At 45.4% G+C, this 13966-nt stretch carries 13 protein-coding genes; 5 read left to right on the top strand and 8 right to left on the bottom strand.

What is annotated here, in order from left to right:
• The 3 genes from ACFSR5_RS21060 to ACFSR5_RS21050 form a co-directional block, all read right to left on the bottom strand.
• The coding region (locus ACFSR5_RS21060) for a hypothetical protein (protein WP_380906554.1) at positions 1 to 824 on the bottom strand (824 nt) is incomplete at its 3' end.
• A 325-nt stretch (positions 825 to 1149) separates the two neighbouring features.
• Positions 1150 to 1875, bottom strand: a complete 726-nt coding sequence (locus tag ACFSR5_RS21055) for a YebC/PmpR family DNA-binding transcriptional regulator (protein ID WP_380906553.1) — start codon at positions 1873 to 1875, stop codon at positions 1150 to 1152.
• A 3-nt stretch (positions 1876 to 1878) separates the two neighbouring features.
• Positions 1879 to 2826, bottom strand: a complete 948-nt coding sequence (locus tag ACFSR5_RS21050; RefSeq protein WP_380906552.1) for an NAD-dependent epimerase/dehydratase family protein — start codon at positions 2824 to 2826, stop codon at positions 1879 to 1881.
• Positions 2827 to 3250: 424 nt separating this feature from the next.
• Here ACFSR5_RS21050 and ACFSR5_RS21045 point away from each other — a divergent pair, with 424 nt between their 5' ends.
• Positions 3251 to 3451, top strand: a complete 201-nt coding sequence (locus ACFSR5_RS21045; protein WP_380906551.1) for a hypothetical protein — start codon at positions 3251 to 3253, stop codon at positions 3449 to 3451.
• A 23-nt stretch (positions 3452 to 3474) separates the two neighbouring features.
• On the opposite strand, the gene ACFSR5_RS21040 is transcribed toward ACFSR5_RS21045, so the two are convergent.
• Positions 3475 to 3807, bottom strand: a complete 333-nt coding sequence (locus tag ACFSR5_RS21040) for a hypothetical protein (protein WP_380906550.1) — start codon at positions 3805 to 3807, stop codon at positions 3475 to 3477.
• 209 nt (positions 3808 to 4016) lie between these two features.
• Complete coding sequence (locus ACFSR5_RS21035; RefSeq protein WP_380906549.1) at positions 4017 to 4412, bottom strand: lamin tail domain-containing protein; 396 nt, start codon at positions 4410 to 4412, stop codon at positions 4017 to 4019.
• Positions 4413 to 4623: 211 nt separating this feature from the next.
• Between ACFSR5_RS21035 and ACFSR5_RS21030 the strand changes: the two genes are divergently transcribed.
• A complete protein-coding gene (locus tag ACFSR5_RS21030; RefSeq protein WP_380906548.1) occupies positions 4624 to 5613 on the top strand; it encodes an aspartate-semialdehyde dehydrogenase in 990 nt (329 codons plus the stop codon).
• Positions 5614 to 5853: 240 nt separating this feature from the next.
• Here the strand turns inward: ACFSR5_RS21030 and ACFSR5_RS21025 are convergent, their stop codons facing one another.
• Positions 5854 to 6864 (bottom strand): Kelch repeat-containing protein, encoded by a 1011-nt coding sequence (locus tag ACFSR5_RS21025; RefSeq protein WP_380906547.1) that lies wholly within the window; start codon positions 6862 to 6864, stop codon positions 5854 to 5856.
• A gap of 3 nt (positions 6865 to 6867) precedes the next feature.
• Positions 6868 to 8238, bottom strand: a complete 1371-nt coding sequence (locus tag ACFSR5_RS21020) for a DUF4270 family protein (protein WP_380906546.1) — start codon at positions 8236 to 8238, stop codon at positions 6868 to 6870.
• A gap of 223 nt (positions 8239 to 8461) precedes the next feature.
• On the opposite strand from ACFSR5_RS21020, the gene ACFSR5_RS21015 reads away from it, so the two are divergent.
• The 3 genes from ACFSR5_RS21015 to pncA are packed head-to-tail and all read left to right on the top strand — an operon-like array spanning position 8462 to position 11161.
• Positions 8462 to 9886: a sensor histidine kinase gene (locus ACFSR5_RS21015; RefSeq protein WP_380906545.1), complete on the top strand. Its 1425-nt coding sequence runs from the start codon at positions 8462 to 8464 to the stop codon at positions 9884 to 9886.
• Between the two features lies 1 nt (position 9887).
• Complete coding sequence (locus ACFSR5_RS21010) at positions 9888 to 10574, top strand: response regulator transcription factor (RefSeq protein WP_380906544.1); 687 nt, start codon at positions 9888 to 9890, stop codon at positions 10572 to 10574.
• Positions 10571 to 11161: a bifunctional nicotinamidase/pyrazinamidase gene (pncA, locus tag ACFSR5_RS21005; RefSeq protein ID WP_380906543.1), complete on the top strand. Its 591-nt coding sequence runs from the start codon at positions 10571 to 10573 to the stop codon at positions 11159 to 11161. The genes ACFSR5_RS21010 and pncA overlap by 4 nt, the downstream gene beginning before the upstream one ends.
• A gap of 64 nt (positions 11162 to 11225) precedes the next feature.
• On the opposite strand, the gene ACFSR5_RS21000 is transcribed toward pncA, so the two are convergent.
• Complete coding sequence (locus tag ACFSR5_RS21000) at positions 11226 to 13961, bottom strand: outer membrane beta-barrel protein (RefSeq protein WP_380906542.1); 2736 nt, start codon at positions 13959 to 13961, stop codon at positions 11226 to 11228.
• Between the last annotated feature and the right edge of the window lie 5 nt (positions 13962 to 13966).

Genomic DNA, 13966 nt, shown 5'->3' with positions numbered 1-13966 from the left:
GTTGCCGGTTTGGTTACACCGGCCTTGAAGCGCGGTTTGAACCCCGTGGGTTTGCCGGCTGGTTCCGGTGCTTTTGCACTATCTTGTGTCTGTTCCGAGGAAGGCTTGCCCTCCTGCAACTGCTCGACATCTGGCTGTTCCGTTGCCGGTTTGGTTACACCGGCCTTGAAGCGCGGTTTGAACCCCGTGGGTTTGCCGGTTGGTTCCGGTGCTTTTGCACTATCTTGTGTCTGTTCCGAGGAAGGCTTGCCCTCCTGCAACTGCTCGGCATCTGGCTGTTCCGTTGCCGGTTTGGTTACACCGGCCTTGAAGCGCGGTTTGAACCCCGTGGGTTTGCCGGCTGGTTCTGGTGCTTTTGCACTATCTTGTGTCTGTTCCGAGGAAGGCTTGCCCTCTTGCAGCTGTTCGGCATCCGGCTGTTCCGCCGCCGGTTTGCTTACACCGGCCTTGAACCGTGGTTTGAACCCGATGGGTTTGCCGGTTGGTTCTGTAGTCTGCGGGCCGACTTTCGGTTGCTCCTCGGATACCTGCTCGTTCGCTCGATGTTCATCTTCGTTTGTAGATACCCGCGGTGTAAACCGAGGTTTGAATCCTGTCGGTTTTACAGAGACGACCGCATCTTCGATAGCTTTGCCGCGTTCATCGGCGGCTGTTGCACGGGGCGCAGCAGTTGCAACAATTGCGTTGTCTTCCGCCTCTCGCAACAAATACTGCTTCCTAAGTTTATTAAACCAAAATTTTTTACTGTGATCAAAGCTTTTCTCTCCCATGAAGGCATAATGGATCCGAAACTCCTCATAGAGAGAGCGATTATCAGCCTGCATAAGCGATACGTCAATTTTCTTTTTGGCGAAAAATTCTTCGAATGTTGTCATCTCCAAGGGCTAAATTTAGGAAATAATAATAAAACCCTCATGGATTTTATGAATGAATAAGTTTGAAAAATTTTGAAAACGGCTAGGTAGGCAAGAGCACAGGGGTATATCCGAGGAAAAACAAATGTTGAGTGCAGAATAGAATCGTGGAAAGTCCAGAGAAAGCGATGGTCCATCAACGGCTTTTTCAACACCACCATCACTCTTCGGTAACGAAGTAATGATGGTGGAGTGGGTTTTTAGGGTATTTCTTACAAAAGATGATATCGTCCGTTTATTCCATGTTATGGTAGACCGCTTGAACATCATCGTCTTCCTCGATTTTGTCGATCATTTTCAGGACATCTGCAGCCTGCTCTTCGGTAAGGGTCGTATGGGACAGCGCAATCCGTTCCAATTTCGCCGATTTTACTTCGATCCCCTTCTCCTCTAGAAGGCTTTGCATATTCCCAAAGTCTTCAAAGGAAGTTTGTACAACGACTACGTCATTACCTTCCTCGTCGGCCTCGACATACAGTTCTTCCAGCCCTCCATCGATCAGTTCTAGTTCCAATTCTTCCACATCAAGCTCTTCGCTCGCGTTGAAACGGAAAATCGATTTGCGCTGAAAAATAAAATCCAATGACCCGGTTTTACCTAACGATCCCCCCGCTTTGGTAAAATAGCTCCGAATATTTCCGACTGTCCGGTTGGTATTATCTGTAGCCGTTTCAATGAGTACCGGTACGCCGTGAGGGCCATATCCTTCATATACATATTCTTCATAGCCTTTAGCATCTTTCTCTGAAGCACGTTTAATCGCCGCCTCTACGCGATCCTTCGGCATGTTGACCGCTTTCGCATTTTGTACAGCCGTGCGTAGGCGGGAGTTATTCTCTGGATGCGGACCGCCCTCTTTTACCGCCATGGCGATTTCTTTGCCTAGCCGAGTAAACTGAACGGCCATTTTGGCCCAACGTTTAAATTTTCTTTCTTTTCTGAATTCAAAGGCTCTACCCATTTTTTATAAGTTTGTTTTGAGGTTTTCAATCATGTCTTTTGTCATGGCCTCTAAATCAAACGTTGGTTCCCAATTCCAATCTTCACGGGCGTAAGAATCATCGATACTTGCCGGCCAGGAATCGGCTATAGCTTGACGAGGGTCGTTATCGACATAAGACAGCTCAAAATTAGGAAGAATTTTTTTAATTTCTTGACCAATTTGGGCCGGAGTGAAGGAGATTCCCCCCAGATTATAGCTGGAGCGGATCCGGAGCTGCTCCGCCGGGGCGTCCATCAATTCAAGCGTACCACGCACAGCATCCTCCATATACAACATCGGGAGTTCCGTACTTGCTGAAAGGAAACTGGCATACTTCCCGTGCTTTAATGCCTCGAAAAAGATGTGCACGGCGTAGTCTGTTGTTCCCCCTCCGGGAGCTGTTTTCCAAGAAATAATACCAGGGTAACGTATACTACGGACATCCAGTCCATATTTCTGATGGTAGTATTCACAAAGTCGCTCCCCCGCTAGCTTGCTGATTCCGTAAATACTCGTCGGATCCATAATGCAATACTGACCCGTCTGTTTTTTTGGAGAATGCGGGCCAAAGACCGCGATGGAGCTTGGCCAAAATATCTTTTTTATGTCTAACTCGAGGGCCAAATCCAAGATGTTCAATAAGCCGTTCATATTCAGGTCCCAAGCTTTCTGCGGATATTGCTCGCCCGTAGCCGAGAGCATCGCGGCCAACAAATAGATTTGTGTTGGCTGGTATTTCTCCAATAAGCTTCTCACAGCCTGTTTGTCCAATACATTAACTGTTTCGAAAATCTCATCATCTTTCAGAACAGCGGGTTCCCGAATGTCCGATGTGATGACATGTTCTTTGCCAAATTTTTGGCGGAGGGCCACAGCCAGTTCAGTTCCAATCTGACCGTTTGCACCAATCATAATTATACGCTCTTTCATTGGGGCAAAGATAGGTCATTTTTTCGGCAAGTATCAATACTTAGGATGACTGTCGGCAAGAACAAAACTCGCTTTAAACGATTGAGAATGACCTTTTGCAGTATAGATCTCAGTAGAAAAATATAGATTCCTCCTCCGCAAAGTTGGCCGCATTCATTTGTTCCGTCCCAGACAAATCCACCGGTTAGATCTGCGCTTTTGTTCCGAATCAATCGGTTGATTATCCTTCCTTTATCATCCAAGATCGTCAGCGAGAGCATACTGTTTTCGACGATAAATTCATAACCGAAAGTGAGAAAATCTTCGTAACCATCGCCATCCGGAGAGAAGATTTTTGAGCGTAAAAAAAGTTATTTTTTTTGCTTTTTTTTCCACATACACCGAGTTGACGCGTTACCGTCTACATGGGGATCCTGACGTTCCGATGAAATTCCTTCATATCGACGAGGAATGGTTGGTGCATGCTGCTTTAATAGAATACGCTATCCATCAACTGTTGCTCCGGATTGTACAAAATCACCGCGCCACGTTCGTTAGCATAAGCGGGAAGGCTCGACATTTGTATGGCGCCAGTAAAGACGGTTTGCGGGTAATCTTTGACAACCCTCGAAAAATCGGCGGTTAACAGACTGTGGGCACCCGGTGTTATTAGCGTAGGCTGCGACGTAATGATGCGGTTACCAAGTCACCAGTGCTGAATATTGATGTCTTGGACGAGCGGTTAAACAATTCAACGAAGTCCACTCCTCCAGTAGGCGGATTAAATAGGATTTCATTAATAACGATATCGTTGAACGTCGACGGAGAAGGGCGAAATAGCGGAAGATCTATGTCTTGTGGATTGTTGCAATAGAGTAGATTTCGGATCTGTAAGTCGTAGCTTTGGTCCGCTTCCAATGGTCTGTCCACATACAGGCGGAGCGTATCGTGCAGCACCGCAAGCGTCTTAATGGTCCGCTGACCAGGGATGGTCGTAAACATATTCACGTGGAGGTTTTCCCATGAGGTAGGCGATTCGGCCGAAACGAGATCCACGTAGGTATCTTCTATAGATGCAACCTGAAGGTCTAGTTTGGGAATAAAATTTTCGTTCCAGACGCTGTTTTTTCGCCCGGGCGTGCCGTGGGTTGGCGCGTCGGAAGCGTTCCAGTTTATAGCTTCGTTGCATGATATAGATGGATTGATGCGCTCTAGGCTATAACCAGCTCTTCGTTTTGCCTGATCTCGATGCCAAGACGAGGCATAACTGACTGATGCAGCACAATATCATGTCTGTCGACTAGAGCAATCGACCCCTCTGTATTTGAGAGTGCCCACCAGGGGGAGAGACCTAAAACGTTTCCCAGGTGATCAAAAAGCGCGGCATGCGGTGCAGCGACCAAGAGCATATATTGTTTAGGTGCTAAATAATGATCCGGAAGGGGTATCGCTTGGCCCGAAACGCGAAGCTGTATGTCCTTTAGTGAAACAACGGACGATCCATGGTTATAAATTTCGATGTATTCTTCTAGGGGCAAAGAGCCAGGACGGGGAGAAATCATGATTTCGGTCACGATCAGTCCATTCTGCGCATAAGCCTGTGTCATTGATAAAAATAAAACAAATAACAGATATCGTTGTCTGATTTCTATTAAAACGAGCATGTTGGTGAGTAATTCTTAAATTAATCGAGTTGATTTTATTAAATGTTACACAATAAATTAGAAAAGAAGCGGCTTATTTCGTATGTTTGGTTCCTTAGAATAAATTTACAAAAAATTTAATCATTAGTAAACAAACAAAACAAATTTTTAAACTATGAAAGTTGCAGTAGTAGGCGCAACGGGCCTTGTTGGGTCAGAAATTTTGACCGTTTTAGCAGAACGTAATTTCCCGGTAACAGAACTAATCCCAGTAGCATCTGAAAAGAGCAAGGGCAAGGAAATCGAGTTTAAGGGAAAGAAGTATAAGGTCGTGACACCTGCCGAAGCTATTGCACTTCAGCCACAGGTGGCGCTTTTCTCTGCAGGTGGTGGTACATCCACCGAATTTGCGCCTCAATACGCGGAAGCGGGCATTACCGTGGTCGACAATTCCTCAGCCTGGCGTATGGATCCGTCAAAAAAGCTCGTTGTTCCTGAAGTAAATGGCGACGTGTTGACCGCATCGGATAAAATCATTGCCAACCCAAACTGTTCAACCATTCAAATGGTTGTGGTACTAAAACCGCTACACGAAAAGTATAAAATTAAACGTGTGGTCGTATCTACCTATCAATCCGTAACAGGAACAGGCGTAAAGGCTGTGAATCAATTGATGGACGAACGTGCAGGTAAGGATGGCGAGAAAGCGTATCCGTATCCTATTGACTTAAATGTTATTCCACATATTGATGTATTTCAGGATAATGGCTATACGAAAGAGGAGATGAAGATGATCAAGGAAACAAACAAGATCATGGGAGACGAGTCGATCCGGGTGACGGCAACGACCGTACGTATTCCGGTAATGGGCGGACACTCTGAATCCGTAAACATTGAATTCGAAAGTGATTTCGACGTAACCGAGGTTCGCGAGTTGCTCGCCGCACAAGAAGGCGTCATCGTAGTAGACGATCCGGCGAATCTAAAATATCCGATGCCCAAAGATGCCCATGGCAAAGATGAGGTGTTAGTCGGACGTATCCGTCGTGATGAATCTCAAGATAAAACATTGAATCTCTGGATTGTCGCGGATAACTTGAGAAAAGGAGCAGCAACAAATGCTGTCCAAATTGCCGAGTTACTAAGTAAGAGAGGTTTAATCTAGCCTGACATTCTATAACAAGAAACAGCCGCTCCTTCAAGAGCGGCTGTTTCTCGTTAGGATTCCTGGGGCATGTGACGTAGGGTAGTTCTCATTCCGCACGACTCCATAAGCCGCTCATCGATGCGTGCTGAAGAAACCGATTATTGTACCGACAGGTATTAGAGATCTACACATAGCATCATAAAAAAGGTGGACTTTTCGCGAGTCCACCTTTTTTATGATGCTATTCGATAAGACGAATTAACGCACAGGAGCAAATTCGTACATATTGTCGAAAACAGTAGAACCGTTGACGCCAGTTACAATATAACCTTTTCCGTTTAGCGAGAATCCCACGGCTTTTTCGCGAGCATCAGCAGTCATGGCTTGGTGTTTGTCCGTCCACGTGTCTGTTGATGGTTCGTATTTCCAAACACTGCTCGTGATACTCGAGCCATTTCTTCCACTAACAACGTATCCATAGTTTCCGATAACAAAGCTGCTAGCGCTATATTTTCTCGCATCGTATGTGTTGTTGTCGTCCGAACGGTTCAAGCTATTCAACGTGCCCCAGCTCGTTCCATCGAAGGAGTAGAAGCCGTCTGGTAAGTTGGCACTTTTGTTGTAACCACCGCCGATGTAAGCTTTATTGCCAATCACGAATGCAAAAGCATACGCCAACTTATCTTTGAAAGGTAAGTTCTCGACCACAGACCAACTATTGTTCGCTGGATCGTATCGGTATAGGTCTCCAAGGCTACCTCCACCTACGTTGGTCCCTAGACCGACATAACCATAGTTTCCTAAAGAAAATGCAATTGCACCTGAACGAGCTACGCCAGGGAAGTCTGCAATTTTTGTCCACGTATCAGCTGCAGCGTCGTATTTATAAAAATCGTTGAAAAACTCGTTATTGAGGTTCTTGCCTGTTCCAACGTAACCATTATTACCGATGGCAAAACCGACAGCCTCATGACGTGCTGGACCTCCGAAGTCGGCAATATTACTCCATCCAGTACCATTGAAAGCAGCTCCGTCTAGCGTGATGCCAACGGCTGGATTTACATACCCACCCACCACGTAGGCTTCTTTACCATCTATCGTGAAGGATGCTGCTCCACTGCGTGGATCGCCTGTAAATACGATCGATTTACTCCACTCGGTTGGTCCTGTGTCCGTTGTATCCTCCTCATCATCTTTGCTACAGGAATTGAATGACGTAAAAGCAACAGCACAGGCTAAGATTAACAATAGCCAATTTTTCTTATTCATAAATTATTTAAATTTAGTGTACAATATATTCAATTTTATTTTCGGTTTTCCATTTTCTGTGGCAAAAAACGCCGTGTTAAATGTGTTAAATAGACCAGAACTGACATCGGCTACGTATAGCGAAGTATTGTCGTAAACACTCGTCGACTTAACGTTTTTTAAATAAACGATCATATTAAAAGTGTACGTTCCATTTCCTGTAACTTGACCGCTTGGTACATAGGCCGCCTGCTGAACACCGGTACCATACGGAGTCGTTAAGAACGACGTGGGGATACCCTCAGGATTGGCAACAAATAGCATCAGGCTTCCCGGGATCCCGTACACAGAATTCATGTTGGAAGCTGATTCAATAACCAGTTCCGCTTTATTGATCGCAATATTTTCATCTTGCAAAAACTCTTTTAACGAAGGAAAGGAGAGTTTTGCTACAACACCAGTCCCCGACTGCACATAGGTAAGGCCCGCTGTAGCCGTGGTTTTAATCTCAGGGGTTGTCGTTGATAAGCTTTCAAAAGCTGTTCCAGCGCGGTCATACGAAATATGATTGTATTGATAAGTCCGGTCCGTAATGTTTAATTCTTTCGCTGCGGTACGTTTATTTCCGTCGGCTCCTAAATAACTGTAGTTTATCTTAACCTGAAGTGTATCCGTGAAACCAAATACTGCGCTATTGCCTGCTTCAGGGACTAAAGCCATTCCTTTGAAATAATTTTGGAAATTTTCGTTCGAAGAGACACGGACGTCTCCCGATTTGATCAAATCAAATAGATTTTGGCCCAATGCTTGACTCAGTTTGATACTCAAGGTATCCACGGACGAAACGCGCGGACGGAATGTCAATGAACCCAATGGGGTATTATCGTAATTAAATTGTTGCCCCGAGAATATAGAGGCCCCCGTCACATAAACCGGAAGAGGCTGGTTCGGAAAAGAAGGAGTTGGCGTTTTCGTCTCCAAGGCCTGTGTTACTCGATGTACATGGATCGTTTGTATTTGGGTGGTGTCGCCAAAATAATAACGAGCACGATTTGGCTTTAATACAAGATTTAATGAATCAAATACAGCTGCGGCTGGAATATCATTTGCCACGTTCGAGAAGCCTATCCGAAAATAAGAGGATGCCATCACCTCACCGGCGTTTGGAACGGTTGCTTTTCCGACCAAAAGTGTACCTGTGGCTGCGCTAGGCATATGAGTCAACTGAACAGTCGATGTATTAACCGTAAAGGAATCCAAGGTCGAAACGCCCACATTGCCTGCTGTACCATTGTCGAGCGTGACACTCATGTCTTTGTCGCATCCCGCTACGATAAGTAAAAGAAAAATCGGTATAGTAAAAAAGTTAATACTTCTCTTAAAAAATTGATTCATACTTCATGTTTGACTAGCAAAAGTAATCAAATAGAACAGTTAATCAGTGTTATATTTTGTTAAAACTCCAATGATTCAGCCTCTTAAAAAGCTGCGAAATTTGCAAATGCTCGCAGATAACCACCACTATTTGCGCATAGAACTGTTAATCAGTGTTATATTTTGTTAAAACTACCCGATTACTTGTGCGTTGCAAATCTACTAATTTAAATTTGTTTTAATCATGTTAAAAAAGTATAAAATCCTAATCGCCATCATTGCCCTAACGGCCGCTGGAATCGCAATTGTGTTAGGCATTTGGCTCTACGGAAACTATCGAAATGAGCGCGAGTTATTTATCGGTACAGCTGAACGCTCCTTATTTAACGTACTTCAGAATTATTACCAGAACGAGTTCTCGGAGAGTAGGCGTGGTCTCGGATCCGACTCCCTAAGCACAAACCGTCGCCACAAAGGCCTACTGTCCCTCATGAGCACCGTGTATCCAAACTTGGATCTGTCGCCATTGAAGTACACCTTGGATACGATAGACCACCGTCGCTGGCAGAACAGACGATCCCGGGAGCGAGATCGTAAGGATTCTCCTGATCAACTACTACCGGTGTATCTCCTGGAGAAAATCGATTTTAATCAACCCTTGTTGGATACGCTGGAGCCTCGCTTAGAGCAGGCACTACGACGGAGAGGTGTACATACCGGATTTCAGCTGACCACCGAGGAGATCCGGCGCGAGGATTTTGACCGATATGTTAAAGGACGAAATGATCGAGGCGATTTAATTACCCGGCCCATTTTGATTAACCCAGAAAATGATCAATTTCTGTTGGCCCAATTTGATAATCCTTGGAGCTACCTCTTGCAAAAACTTGGCGGACAGCTTTTACTATCGGTGCTGTTGTTTACAACGCTAATCGGCTCGTTCATGTACTTGTTAAAGACCATTCGCAAACAAAATCAACTCGCCATCCTCCGGAAATCCTTCGTAAATAATATGACGCATGAGTTGAAAACGCCAGTGGCAACAGTTATGGCTGCCATAGAAGCAATCCAGCGTTTCGTAGCCAAAGATGATAAAGAAAAGATGCATAAATACCTAGAAATATCAAAAGGGGAGTTGGAACATCTGAATGCGATGATTGAGCGCGTACTACAACTAGACGTCGATGAGACCCATCGTATACGGCTAGAAAAACGGCAAATTGATCTGGTGCCCCTGGTTGCCAACAGTATAGAAACGGCAAGGGTAGGGACACGCAAACCAATAACTTTTCACTTCGCCCACGATTTGGACCGTTTGCTTTTGCGTGCCGACGAATCGCATATGAAAAATGTTGTTAGTAACTTGTTGGACAATGCCATAAAATATTCGGGAGATTCTGTTTATATTGTTGTTGGGTTGGAAGAAGCGGATGAGTGTATCGAATTATCGATCGCCGATCGAGGAAAAGGAATAGAAGCGGAGCATATCAAGTATGTTTTTGATATGTTTTATCGCGTTCCTCAGGGGCACCTCCACGAAGTAAAAGGGTTTGGCCTTGGGTTAGCCTATGTGAAGCAGGTTGTGGAACAACATGGCGGAAGTATACAAGTGGTCAGTGAGGTGGGCAAGGGGAGTACATTTACACTAAAAATACCGAAGGAAAAGTGATATGGTTGATGTTTTATATATCGAAGATGAAGTGAGCTTGGCACTCATCGTGGCCGATAGTCTGGAAGCCCATGGTTTCCGAGTTACCCATAAAGAAAATGGAAGGGATGCCGTGATCGCATTCAAGCATAGGAAACCGGATATCATCGTGTTGGATATTATGATGCCGCAAATGGACGGTTTTTCTGTGGCACAAGAGATCCGGAAGGTAGATATGGCCACCCCGATCTTGTTTTTATCGGCAATGACCCAAACCGAAGATGTGGTCAAAGGCTTTCATTTAGGAGCCAACGACTATGTTCGTAAACCCTTTAAGATCGAAGAACTCATTGTGCGCATCGAGGCGCTAACGAAAAAAGTGAATGCTCCGCTCCCAGCTAAACAGTACCAGATCGGGAATTACCTGTTGGATACTATAAAATCGACGTTAACCATAAGCGGCACGACAGAACGCCTGTCTTTCCGGGAGGTCGAATTATTGCGGAGGCTATTTGAACATAAAGATGAAGTGGTGCCCCGCGAAGAAATAATCCGCGCTTATTGGAACGAAGATACCTATTTCACAGGACGTAGCCTGGATGTCTTCATCAGCCGCATCCGTAAATACCTGGCCTTCGATGAACGTATAAAGATTACAAATATTCGTGGCGTAGGCTATATGATGACCATTGACGGAACAACGGAATGAACGCATTGATAATCGTTGACATGCAACATGATTTTCTGCCAGGCGGAAGTTTGGCCGTAGCAGGTGGTCATGAACTTATACCGATCATCAATAGCCTGCAAGAGCGGTATGAGCTAGTCGTCGCCACGCAAGATTGGCATCCGCCGGATCATGGGAGTTTTGCATCCCAGCACGAAGGGATGAGGCCATTTGAAACAACAACGTTGCAGGGGCTTCCTCAAGTTTTATGGCCGGATCACTGCGTGCAAGGATCCTATGGTGCTCAATTTCCGGAGACGTTGCATAGCAAGAAAATGGCCGCTGTATTTCGCAAAGGCATGGACAGAAATATTGATAGTTATTCCGGATTTTACGATAACGGAAGACGTAGACGAACTGGTCTGACGGGGTTCTTGATGGAGCTGAATGTACGTGAGGTGCATGTGTGCGGACTGGCGGCCGACTACTGCGTTTTTTTTACGGCTATGGACAGTCTAGCAGAGGGCTTTCAGACGGTGATTCTGCACGAGGCAACAAAAGCAATCGATGAGGAAAGCATGGCGAACAAATTCGACATCTTTTTGCAGAAAGGCGGCAAATTAAGCTGAATAATGCTCGTTTCACGTGAATCAGCTTTCCGGATCGAACACGATATGTTCGTCATGCCCTGTTTCATCGGTTAAAATGCCGTAGATTGTAGTTTACCGACAGCATAAAATAACGTGTCAAAGTATTGGACGTCACATCTGTGATCGAAATATCTGTCAGACGTCGGTTAATGTTCTGAGCATCGTTGAAAATGTCGAAAGCTTTAAGAGACACCGCGGCATTTTTACGTTTTAGAAACTTTGCGCCCAAGGAGGCATTCCATAATAACGTCTTTGTACCAGGATCACCCAATACACCACTGTTATAGATGTAGAGCAAGCTCGAATGAAAAACAAGAGCGCGGAAAAACTCATACGTTAAGGTATGATTCACGGTATGGGAATATACTTTATAAGTCGGCACCGTTGCAATGGGATTGTTGGTGTAGGTGAGATTTAGCCGGTAATTGATGCCCGAGACGAATTTTTTGTTGATGTTGCTGTGGACCCCGATACGTTGTTGTATTCCATAGTTATACCCATTTAGGAACGCATGATTGAGCACCGCGAAATTGCTGTTGTAAAAGGTGGTATTATTCAAATTGAGATTTAGTTTCCACATTTTGATCGGTATGCCGAAACTATTTGTCCAGCGTACGCCGTAGGCGCCGTCCACATTGATCGGAACCGTATATTGCCCTCCAGCTCCGAGCACAATGCCGTCGAATAAAACAACAGCGGTATCTGTAGTCAAGACCGAATTCACGATCTTATCGTTGGTATAATTAAAGTCAAAACTCGAGTTAAAGCTCTGCCCGCTCGCGCGTTTGACATCTTTATACTGAACCTTCAGGTTGTGGTTATATTCCTGATCCAGGTCAGGGTTGCCGTTGCTGATCCGTAATTCGTTTTGATTGTTGATGTAGTCCTGTAGTTGGTTGATCGACGGGGTGTTCGTATCGGTATGGTACTGGAGTTCTAGTCTTCGTTCCTTATTGATGTTGTAGGTTAAGGAAAACTCTGGATGAAAGCTGCCGAAGTCTGCGCGGGTCAGTAAGTTTATCGGAAAGGTCCGATCGTTATTGCGCACACCATGTTGGTAGCTCAATCCCACTTGAAACCGCAACGAATCTTTCTTGTTATAAGCGTAGCTCATTCCTGCCCGGTGGTACAGGTAGTCGTTCTTAAATTCATTCGATAGGCGCGCATTGAGCTCGCCCAATTGTCCTGTTTCGGCTAGCCATTCGAATGTTTGTCTATCGGAATAGTTGCGCGTATTCCGAAGGCTGTAATTGGCCTGCAGTCGGCTACGTTTCGATATATTTTCGGTAAGGGACAGCCGGCCGTTAAAGCCCGAACCGTAACCGTTGGTGATACTTTGGTTGTTGTTGGTGTCCAGACGATTCAGTAGCCCATCTTTATAATACTCCGTCAAAGCCAGGTTTTTGCCAAGAGCGTCGTTGCTGTTTTTGTTGCCTCCGACGTTAAGGGACACCGTTCGTCCTGCTTTCCGGAATCGATACATATACGTGAGCTCCCCCCCAAAAATAAAGCTGCCGTTTTCGTGATCATTTTTGCGCGTCGACCGGTTAAGGAGATCACTCCTATTCAAAAACATCGAGCTGTTGTTGCTGCCGATCCGATGAACGGACTGATACGATAGGTTGGGCGAAAAATCGAGACGTTGCATCGAATCGATGTTCCAACGCACGCGCGCATTGGCCTTATGTGCTGTTTCTTTGTTATGCTGTAATTGAGCCTGCTGCTGAAATTGATTGGCTCGGTTGCCAAGAATGTACTCGATATCCGAATTTGAGACCACATCAGTCCCAGACGACTTCACGTTGTAGTCGGCACTGACGTCCATTTTCTTTTCTAGAAACACATTGTTATAGTTGATGGCGCCGGCATAGGTGTCTGTAAGGCCGCGCTCGGTGTTGTTGTTCCCCCGCCGCGAACCGCCTCGTCCCTGTTCAGCAAAATTCGTCTCGTTGACATTGTTAGCCATGAGGTTGACCGCTAGCTTATGGTCTCCATCGAATCGGTTCAAGGAGCTGTTGAGGGCGAATTTCTGATGATCTCCATACCCCGAAGAAGCTTTTCCGAAAGTTCCTCTACGTCGGTCGGGCTTCGTGACGATGTTAATCACTTTCCGTCGGTTTCCATCGTCAAAGCCAGAAAATTTTGCTTGTTCCGATTTCTCGTCGATCAGTTGTATTTTATCAATGATTTCTGCAGGAAGTGTCTTAAGTGCGATACGTGGATCTGTGCTGAAAAATTCCTTACCATCCACAATAATTTTAGTGACCTCCTCGCCATGCGCTTTAACGTTGCCCTCTTCATCCAGTTCCACTCCGGGGATCTGTGCCACCAATTCATCGGCATCAGCGAACTCCCGTGTCGAAAACTTTTTAGCATCAAACTCAGTGGTATCGCCGCGTATGGACGCTGCGGGCGTAGCCGTGATCTCGATTTCCTCCAGGGCAATCTCCGAAGACTCCAGATCCATTTTCAATTGTAGGTCTGCATAAGCTTTTACGACCGAATCAAGCGATTGATAGCCTATGATACTCGTGCGTACGATGTACGTTCCGTTTTTTACATTTTTAATCGTGAACAGCCCAAATGCGTTGGTAGAAGCCGACTGTATCGTCGAATCATTTTTTATCAGCTTAACGGTCACTCCAGATAAAGCAAGAGTGGAGACGCGGTCTTGTATCTTGCCGGTAATGGTATGTTGTCCTGTCGAAAAATAATACAATAGCAGAAAGAAGGCGGTTAACGGGTAGCGGTGTAGGTTTCCGGATACAAAAAAATCCATGCTTA

It is taken from the genome of Sphingobacterium suaedae, from assembly GCF_042684625.1.
GTDB lineage: Bacteria > Bacteroidota > Bacteroidia > Sphingobacteriales > Sphingobacteriaceae > Sphingobacterium > Sphingobacterium suaedae.
This window is presented reverse-complemented; position numbering and strand designations above follow the sequence as displayed.